Annotated in this window: 1 protein-coding gene; it reads left to right on the top strand. The window is 50.5% G+C overall.

Annotated features, from left to right (window positions below; translation table 11 throughout):
* Positions 1-49 precede the first annotated feature (49 nt).
* Positions 50-568, top strand: a 519-nt coding sequence (gene rnc, locus Q4563_RS15610) for a ribonuclease III (protein ID WP_303605113.1), incomplete at its 3' end; no start/stop codon positions are given.

Genomic DNA, 568 nt, shown 5'->3' with positions numbered 1-568 from the left:
CAACCTGTATGTTATTGGCCAATTTACTCATCATGAAGAATTTCAATAAGTGAATGACCCTCTGTTAAAACTTTCCCAGCGCCTGGGCTACACCTTTAAAAATGAACAACTGGTGACTCTGGCGCTTACCCACCGCAGTAAAGGTGGTACCAACAACGAGCGCCTTGAATTTCTGGGTGACTCCATTCTTAATTTTGTTGTTGCTGAAGATCTTTACCAGCGTTTTGATCAGGCTCGTGAAGGCAAACTCAGTCGCTTGCGTGCCCGCATGGTCAAGGGTAAAACCCTGGCCGACCTGGCTCGTGAATTCGACCTGGGAGATTTCCTGATTCTGGGGTCTGGTGAACTGAAAAGTGGTGGACATCGGCGCGAGTCCATTTTGGCGGATACGGTAGAGGCTCTGATTGGTGCCATCTATCTGGACGCTGGCCTGGATGCTGCGCGTCGCTGTATTCTGAGCTGGTATCAGACCCGGCTGGATGAACTGTCTCTGGAAGACCCGATCAAGGACCCCAAAACCCGCTTGCAGGAGTATCAGCAGAGCAAACACTTGCCTCTGCCCAAATAC

Source organism: Gilvimarinus sp. 1_MG-2023 (genome assembly GCF_030548285.1).
This window is presented reverse-complemented; position numbering and strand designations above follow the sequence as displayed.